Raw genomic sequence first — 1,219 nt, 5'->3', positions numbered from 1 at the left:
GCGGTGCCTCCCGCGGCGACGTCGTGGGCCCCCGTGCCGCCCGACGACGGCCAGACGGCCGAGCTCTCGCGCGACGCGCTCGCGGCCTACGCGGCGCAGGAGGCCGGCGACCGCGAGTCCCCCGAGGCTCCCTCCGCGGCGGAGGCCGCGGACGCGTCTGCGGTGGCGACCGAGGACGCGTCGGCCGCGCCGACCGACGACGGTTCCGCGGCGGAAGCCGGGGACGGGTCTGCGGCGGAGGTCGAGGGCGGCCCAGCGGCTGCGGCCGGGGACGAGTCCGCGGTGGAGGGCAGCGCGGCAGCCGACGTCGGCCAGGGCCACGGTGGCCCCGCGGGTACCTCGGGCGACCAGGACCGCGACCAGGACCACGACGACGCCGACGAGCGCCCCCGGCCGCCCGAGCCGGACCCGTGGCAGATGGCCGTCGGCTGGTCGCTGCACCAGGAGCTCCCCCGAACGCTGCCCCCCGAGCCGGAGGTCGACGACGTGCGCTGGGACCCCATCACGCCGGAGGCCGGCGGCTCGTCCTCCCCCTTCCCGCCGGTCACGCCGCCGTCGGCGGACCAGGCCCCCGCCGAGCACGCCGCGGAGCCGGACGGCGACGCAGCACAGACCGCTGGTGCGGCGACCGGAGGGTCGGCGGACGGGACGACGACGTCGTCGGGCCCCGCGGCCGCCGCCGCAGGAGGCGTCCCCAGCGTGGCCCCCGCCCCGGGAGCACGGCCCACCGGCACGGGCGACGACGCGCCGACGCCGCCCACGGGCGTGCCCGTCACGCATCCGGACGGTGTGCAGCCGGACGCGGAGCGGCCGGTCGTCCCGGCCGGGGACGCGGACCAGCCCGTCGTCGTCACACCTGCAGACCGGCCCAGCGGTGCCTCCGCTCCTGGCGTGCCCGTCCGGACGTCCGCCCGGCCGCCGTCGGGACCGCGCTGGCCGTCGACGCCGCCCCCTGCGCCGGCACCGTCCGGTGCTGGTCGCCCGGGCGCTGTTCCCACGTCGGCCCCGCCCACACCGAGCGCGCCGACGTCCGGCGCTTCGACGCCCACCCCGCCCACACCGGCCGGCCCGCCCATCGCCCCGTCCGACGACCCGGCGTTCTCCGCCGGGCTCCCCGGCACCGTGCCGCCCGCACCCTCGATCGCCGCGCCCCCGGCGGATGCGCCCTCGACCGAGGCGTCGCCGGGCGCCGCACCCACGGCCGCGCAGCGCGTGGGGC

Annotated in this window: 1 pseudogene; it reads left to right on the top strand. The window is 81.0% G+C overall.

What is annotated here, in order from left to right:
- Positions 1-1,219 (top strand): annotated as a pseudogene (locus tag ICW40_RS20525) (hypothetical protein); the annotation flags it as partial.

Origin of the sequence: Actinotalea ferrariae, assembly GCF_019733465.1 — a bacterium.
Classification (GTDB): domain Bacteria; phylum Actinomycetota; class Actinomycetes; order Actinomycetales; family Cellulomonadaceae; genus Actinotalea; species Actinotalea ferrariae_A.
The sequence above is the reverse complement of the archived record's forward strand: the minus strand, read 5'-3'. Positions and strand labels throughout refer to the sequence as shown.